This is a genomic window from Pseudonocardia sp., from assembly GCF_025965585.1.
Lineage (GTDB): Bacteria > Actinomycetota > Actinomycetes > Mycobacteriales > Pseudonocardiaceae > Pseudonocardia.
Genome location: NZ_JAOPWR010000234.1, coordinates 1 through 7,180, shown reverse-complemented (window position 1 = coordinate 7,180; position 7,180 = coordinate 1). Strand labels below are relative to the sequence as shown.

The window sequence follows — 7,180 nt, the reverse complement described above, 5'->3', positions numbered from 1 at the left end:
TCGTCGTCTGCTTCGACCTGCCCGGCATCGACCCCGACGCCATCGAGCTGGACGTCGAACGCAACGTGCTCACCGTCAAGGCCGAACGCCGCCCGGTCACCACCAACGAGCACATCGAGATGCAGGTCGCCGAGCGCCCTCTGGGCGTGTTCTCCCGCCAGCTGTTCCTCGGCGACACCCTCGACACCGACCACATCGCCGCCGACTACAACGCCGGCGTGCTCACCCTGCGGATCCCGATCGCCGAGAAGGCCAAGCCCCGCAAGATCGCCATCAACAACGCCGACAGCGGGCACCAGCAGATCAACGCCTGAACGATCGGCGCCTGACCGATCGAGTGTCGAGACCCCGATCAACGCGAGACCGACCGAACCTGACCTGAGTCCTGGCGACCGGAGGGCAACGGCATGAGCGATCACTCCACAACCGAGCTCCGCACCAGAGTCCATGCGGCAGACCCGTCCAGCACGGACACCCCCAGCACCGTCCTAGCGACGTTCGCTGACATCGTCTGCGCCGACCACGGCCTGCTGCGGGCCGAGTTCGACGCCCTCATCGCCGCCAACCATCCGCGTCGCCGGGCCCGTCGCCGGCTGCTCCCGCCGCGACACGGTCTGGTCATCTGCTCGGTCGGTTCCGCGTTCGGGCCTCGGCGGGCCACGCCGTCTCGGGGAGGTGGCGGCGTGGCCCCACCCGAGCGGCCCCTCACCACCAGAGTCGGCGCCCACGAGCGTGGGCCACCTGTCCGGACCACCGCATGAACCCGAAGGCCCCGCCGAAAGCCGAAAGGACGAACGGCGGGGCCTTCGTCGTGCTGGGGTCCGTCGTCATGGTGGTGAACGGACCCCACAGACTGCCTGGCGCGCGGGTGCGCTCACCTGCCGAACACCTTGCGATCCCACGCGGCGCTCACGACCGGGCCGCCGAGCCCTCGCCCGACGCCGCGGCGGCGACCTCCGGGTAGCCGGCCTCCTCGTCCGTGACCGGCCCCGCCCAGCTTCCGGTCGCTGCCGGCGCGCCGTCCCGGTCGGCACGGGCCCATCGCGTCACGAGCGCGAGCACGGCGATCACGACAGGCAGCTCCCCGATGATCCACGCGAGCACCGCACCGCGCCGCTGGTCGGCGAGCAGATCGGGGACGTAGGGCAGCTGCAACGACGCGTAGAACGAGGCCCCCACGGGGGTGGAGCTGCCGAGGAGCCATGCCGAGAACGCCGCGTGCAGACCCATCACCGCGAAGATCATGACGATCCGGCCGACGGCCGGGAGCCCCCGTCCGGACACGCTGTGGCCCAGCACCGGCCAGAACAGCATCAGTCCCGTGCCGAAGAAGGCCGAGTCCATGGCCAGGTGTGCCCAGTGCTGCTGCAGGATCGCGTCGAAGTAGCCGGTCGGGTAGAGCCCGAAGAGAGTCGGAGCCACCGCCGCCCAGGCCACGGCCGGGTGCCGCGCGACGCGGACGGCCGGGGAGTCGAGCAGGCTCAGCCACCGCCGGGACGCGTCGTCGGTCGAGACGAGCAGCAGGAGCGTCACACCGTGACCGAGGACGAGCAGCACGGGAGCGAGTGTCGCCAGGAGCATGTGCTGCACCATGTGCACGCTGAACACCGCGGGCGCGTAGGTGCCGATCCCCGACGACGTGGCGACCAGCAGCACCGCGCACCCCGAAATCCACGCGACGGTCCGCCGGACCGGCCAGGAGCGGCCGCTGCGGCGCAGGCGGACCAGCCCGACCAGGTAGGCGACGGCCGCGACGATCGCAAGGGGCCCGAACAACAGGTCGGGCCGCCAGCGCAGCAGCAGGTCGGCAGCCGTGAGGTGCGGGGGCAGGTCGTAGCCGATGAGGTAGACGAGCCTGCTCGTGACGTAGTCGGCCTCGGCGGGCGGCAGCAGCCGCATGAGGCCCGTCCCGGTACCCGCCGCCACGGCGAGGAGCGCGAGCTCGAGGACGGCCACCCGTGCGGCGGCAGCGCGCGTTCCCGCCGCGGTCGCCGCTCGGCGCAGGCGCAGCCCGACGAGCGCCAGTGCCACCAGCAGGACCGCTCCGGCGACGACCAGCCCGCCGTACCAGCTGGTGAGCAGGTCGGCGGGCCGAACGGCCAGCGCCGCGGACTCGATCCCCGAGGCGCCGACGACGATCAGCGCGACGGTGGCGATCCGCCCGTGCCGGCTCAGGACCGTGCCGTCGGGGTCATCACGGCGCAGCAGGTGCACCACGACAGCGAGAGAGCTGCCCATCCACAGCACGGCGGCCACCACGTGCAGCGTTACGGAGTCACCCGCCAGATCGTGCGACTGCTGGGCGTTGGTCGAGGCGGTGAGGGTGACCGGCACGATCGACGTCGCGGCGAGCACCAGGAGCCCGACGGCGGTGCGCCACGACAGCCCGACCGTGGCGATCACCGCGATCACCAGGCCGAGGAGCGCCGTCAGCGCCCAGCCCGCGGCCTGCTGGAGCTCGGCGATCCCGATGGCGAGGGCCGCCGGTGTCGTCAGGAGGCGGCCGACCGGCTCGCCCGTGCTCTCCGCGACGGTCAGCACGACGACCACGGCCGACGCCACGAACTGGCCCACGGCCCACGCCCGCGCCGCCTGCAGACCCGCGAACCCCTCGGGTGAGACCGTGCCGTGCGGATCGCCGGGTGAGAGCACGGCCGCCCGCAGCAGGCAGGCGATCAACGCCGCGAGCGAGCCGATCGCGACCACCCGCGCCGCGGGGAGACCGGCGTCGACCAGGAGACCGAGATCGGGCAGGCCGTAGAGGACGCCGACGGACGGCGCGAACAGCCCCAGCAGGCAGCCGGTGACCGCCGCCGCGCCCAGCAGCCACGGCACGGCACCCCGGAAGCGGACGACCGCGGGCCGCCGCGCCCCGTCCCTCACGAGGACGGCCCCGGGAGGGTCGGCTCGGCCGCGGGGCGCAGGCCCGAATTCGGCCGGAAGCGGCGGAGCCGGAGGCTGTGCGACACGACGAACACCGAGGACAGCGCCATCGCCGCACCGGCGACCAGTGGTCCCAGCAGCCCCACCATCGCCAGCGGCAGCGCGGCCACGTTGTACCCGAACGCCCAGGCCAGGTTCCAGCGGATCGTGCGGTGCGTGCGCCGCGCCAGCTCGACCGCGTCGGCCACGACGAGGAGGTCGTCGCGGCCGAGCACGATGTCGGCGGCCTCGATGGCGGCGTCGGTGCCGTGCCCGATCGCCATGCCGAGATCAGCCACCGCCAGGGCGACCGCGTCGTTGACGCCGTCACCGACGACCGCGACACAGCGCCCCTCGCGCTGCAGCCGGCGGACGACCTCCGCCTTCCCCTCCGGCAGCGCCTCGGCGACGACGTCGTCGATACCGACCTCGGATCCGACGGCCCGCGCGGTGCGCTCGTTGTCCCCGGTCACCAGGACCGGATGCAGGCCGAGCGCGCGCAACGCGGCCACCGCAGGTGCACTGCTGGGCCGCACCCGGTCGGCGACCGCGACGAGTCCCCGGGCGGCCCCGTCCCAGCCGACGAGCACCACCGTGACGCCCTGGGCCTCCCGTGCCGCCCGCTCGGCCTGCAGGACCTCGGGGACGTCAAGTCCCTCGTCGCGGAGCAGGCGGTCGCGCCCCACGACGACCGGACGCCCCTGCACCGTGCCACGCGCGCCCAGGCCGGGGAGGGCCGCGAAGTCGGAAACGGGCAGGGCCTGCGCATCGGTACGTTCGGCGGCCGCCGCCGTGACCGCGCGCGCGATCGGATGTTCGGAGGCGTGCTCCACGGCCGCCGCCGCGATCAGCAGCTCGTCGTGGCCGGTGCCGGGTAGCGTCCACACGTCGACCACATGCATCCGGCCCTCGGTCAGCGTGCCGGTCTTGTCGACGAGCACGGTATCGATGCGGCGGGTGGACTCCAGCGCCCGTGGTCCCTTGATGAACACCCCCAGCTGGGCTCCCCGCCCGGTGCCCACCAGCACGGCGGTCGGGGTCGCGAGGCCGAGCGCGCACGGACAGGCCACGACCAGGACGGCGACCGCCGTCGTCACCGCGGTGGCGACGCCGCCACCGACCAGCAGCCAGCCGGCGAAGGTCACCACGGCGAGGGCCAGCACGACGGGGACGAAGACGGCCGAGATCCGGTCGGCGAGGCGCTGAGCCGCGGCCTTCTCCTCCTGCGCCCGCTCGACGAGCCGCCCCATCCGTGCCAGCTGGGTGTCGGCGCCCACGCGCGTCGCGCGCAGCACCAGCCGGCCCCCGGCGTTGACGGTGCCGCCGGTCACCGTGTCACCGGGCACCACCTCGCGCGGCACGGCCTCGCCCGTGACCATGCTCGTGTCCAGGGCGGAGCGGCCCTCCTCGACCACGGCGTCGGTGGCGACCTTCTCCCCCGGGCGCACCACGAACTCGTCCCCGACCAGCAGCTCCGACACCGGCACCCGGACAGCCGCTCCGTCACGCAGTACCTCCACGTCCTTCGCCGCGAGGGCGAGCAGGGCCCGCATCGCCGCGCCGGCGGAACTCTTGGCCCGCGCCTCGACGTAGCGCCCGGTCAGCAGGAACGTGGTCACTCCCGCGGCGACATCGAGGTAGAGCGCGTGGTCGCCGCCGCCGAGGACGGCCAGCCCGCGACCGAGTCCCGGCTCCACCGGGCCGCCCTTCACCATCACCCAGAGCGACCACAAGGTGGCCGCGAGGATGCCGGCCGAGACGAGGGTGTCCATCGAGGACGTGCGGTGCCGCAGCCCGTTGAGCGCTGCCCGGTGGAACGGCCACGCGCACCACGTCACCACCGGGCCGGCGAGCAGCAGGCAGACCCACTGCCAGCCCGGAAAGCGCAGCTCGGGAAAGAGCGACAGCGCGAGCGACAGGTCGCAGACGGGTACGGCCAGGACCGCGGCCATGGCGAGCCGCAACCGCAGCTCGGTCACCCGGGACCGGACCGGGCCGTCCTCGCCGCCGCGGACATCGTCCACACGCCGGGCGGTGTATCCGGCCCGCTCGACCTGGTCGATCAGCACCCGGGGATCGGTGTCGGCCGGACACTCCACCCGGGCACGCTCGGTCGCGTAGTTGACGACGGCCGCGACACCGTCGAGCTTGTTGAGCTTCCGCTCGACCCGCGACGCGCACGCGGCACAGGTCATCCCCCCGACCCGGATCTCGTAGCTGCGGGACACGGACGGGTCGGTGGCTGGGGGTCGGGTCGTGGGCGTGGACGTGGGGATCGCCTCCGGTTCGTGACGGTAAGTGGTCAGGCGTGGGTTTCAGTACCACCCGAGGCCGACGGCCAGGTCGCGCTCGGGCGCCTCCCCGGCGGCGTCGGCGATCGCGTGCAGCGCCGTGATCACCAGCTGGTGCTGCTCGGCCGGCAACGCCGCGAGCAGTCGCTCGACCTCCTCGCGCCGCCGGCGGGTGACCTGGGCGACGAGGTCGCGGCCCTGCGGCGAGAGCGACACCCGCACCGCACGACGGTCCGCCCGCAGCCGGGTGCGCCGGACCAGGCCGGCCCGCGCGAGCCGGTCCAGCAGCCGGGTGGCCGACGACGGGTTCACCCCGAGTGCCTCCGCGAGGTCGGTCCCACGCTGCGGCCCGCGCGTGGCCAGCACTACGAGCGCGCGGTACTGCGGGAGCGTGACGTCGCCCGCGGCGGCCAACGACCGCGCCGCGATCGCCACCAGCACCCGGCTCGCCGTCATCACGGCGTCCACCAGCTCGGCGCCCTGACCGGCCACACCGGCAGCTCCCGCTGGGACGACATGGTCCGGTGTCACATCGACCACCCGGCGCACCCTTCACCTCGTTCGTCGGTAACGGGCCGCGGTGTGGACGACCACATCACCGACCGGCTGCCATTGCTCTATGCAAACATATATGAATGCACGCAACCGCGGCCGGGCACATCACGGCGACACCCACCCGCTGGAGGCAGCTGATCGGCAGACCCCATGACTGGCTGCGCGGGTCGGGGCCCGGCCTGGTCGGGCTCGCGATACTGGTCGGAGCGGGTGCCGGGTTGGGCGCGGTGGTGTTCCGCTACCTCATCCTCGGGTTCACCGAGTTGTTCACCGGCACGTCCGACTACAGCGACGCCGGACGCGTGGCGAACCCGCACGTGCCCGGGCTCGGCGTGTGGTTCCTGCTGCTCGCCCCGGTACTCGGGGGACTGCTCTACGGGCCGCTCGTGAACCGGTTCGCGCCCGAGGCACGCGGCCACGGCGTTCCCGAGGTGATGTTCGCCGTCGCCCGCAACGGCGGCCGCATCCCCGTCCGCGTCGCCATCGTCAAGTCACTCGCCTCGGCCCTGTGCATCGGGTCCGGCGGCTCGGTCGGCCGCGAGGGACCCATCGTCCAGATCGGCTCCGCCCTCGGCTCCTCGATCGGGCAGTGGCTGCGCGTGCCCCCGAACCGGATCCGGCTGCTGGTCGCCTGCGGCGCCGCCGGCGGCATCTCCGCCACCTTCAACGCCCCCATCGCCGGCGTGTTCTTCGCCCTCGAGCTCATCCTGCGCAGCTTCACCGCCGAGGCGTTCGGCGTCATCGCGCTGTCCTCGGTCACCGCCGCCGTCGTCGGACGCGCCGTGCTGGGCAGCGCACCGTTCCTGGTCCTGCCCGCCTTCACCCTCCACTCGCCGCTGGAGTACCTGCTCTACGCGGCGCTCGGACTCGGCGCCGGACTGCTCGGGTGGGCCTTCGCCCGCGTCCTCTACCTCATCGAGGACGCCTGCGACCGGGTCTGGCGCGGACCCGAATGGCTCCGCCCCGCCGTCGGCGGGATCCTGCTCGGCGGACTGCTCCTGGCGCTGCCGCAGATGTACGGCGTCGGCTACCCGGTGCTCGAGAACGGCATCGACGGCCGCTACGCCATCGGGTTCCTGCTCGTACTGCTCCTCGGCAAGATGATCGCCACCAGCCTCACCATCGGCATCGGCGGCTCGGGCGGGGTGTTCGCCCCGTCTCTGTTCATCGGGGCCATGGCCGGCACGGCGTTCGGACTCGCCATGCAGGCCGCCTTCCCCGCCCTGCACATCTCCCCCGGCGCCTACGGCCTCATCGGCATGGCGGCCGTGTTCGCCGGCGCCAGCCACGCCCCCATGGCCGCACTGGTCATCGTGTTCGAGCTGACCGGGCAGTACTCGATCATCCTGCCGCTGATGGCCGCCGTCGCCCTCGCCACCGGCATCAGCCACCTCGTCTCCCACAAGACGATC

Annotated in this window: 5 protein-coding genes; 2 read left to right on the top strand and 3 right to left on the bottom strand. The window is 73.3% G+C overall.

Annotated features, from left to right (window positions below; genetic code table 11):
- A partial coding sequence (locus tag JWR81_RS15120; protein WP_297651975.1) for an Hsp20 family protein occupies window positions 1-314 on the top strand: 314 nt, incomplete at its 5' end.
- Between the two features lie 595 nt (window positions 315-909).
- Here the strand turns inward: JWR81_RS15120 and JWR81_RS15115 are convergent.
- The 3 genes from JWR81_RS15115 to JWR81_RS15105 form a co-directional block, all read right to left on the bottom strand.
- Window positions 910-2,883: a cytochrome c oxidase assembly protein gene (locus JWR81_RS15115; protein WP_297651972.1), complete on the bottom strand. Its 1,974-nt coding sequence runs from the start codon at window positions 2,881-2,883 to the stop codon at window positions 910-912.
- The gene (locus JWR81_RS15110) at window positions 2,880-5,150 is read right to left on the bottom strand and encodes a cation-translocating P-type ATPase (RefSeq protein WP_297651968.1); all 2,271 of its coding nucleotides are present in this window, start codon (window positions 5,148-5,150) and stop codon (window positions 2,880-2,882) included. Before JWR81_RS15110 ends, JWR81_RS15115 begins: the two co-directional genes overlap by 4 nt.
- An 87-nt stretch (window positions 5,151-5,237) precedes the next feature.
- Window positions 5,238-5,705, bottom strand: a complete 468-nt coding sequence (locus JWR81_RS15105) for a MarR family transcriptional regulator (RefSeq protein WP_297651965.1) — start codon at window positions 5,703-5,705, stop codon at window positions 5,238-5,240.
- 143 nt (window positions 5,706-5,848) lie between these two features.
- Here JWR81_RS15105 and JWR81_RS15100 point away from each other — a divergent pair.
- On the top strand, window positions 5,849-7,180 hold a 1,332-nt coding region (locus tag JWR81_RS15100; RefSeq protein WP_297651962.1), incomplete at its 3' end, for a chloride channel protein.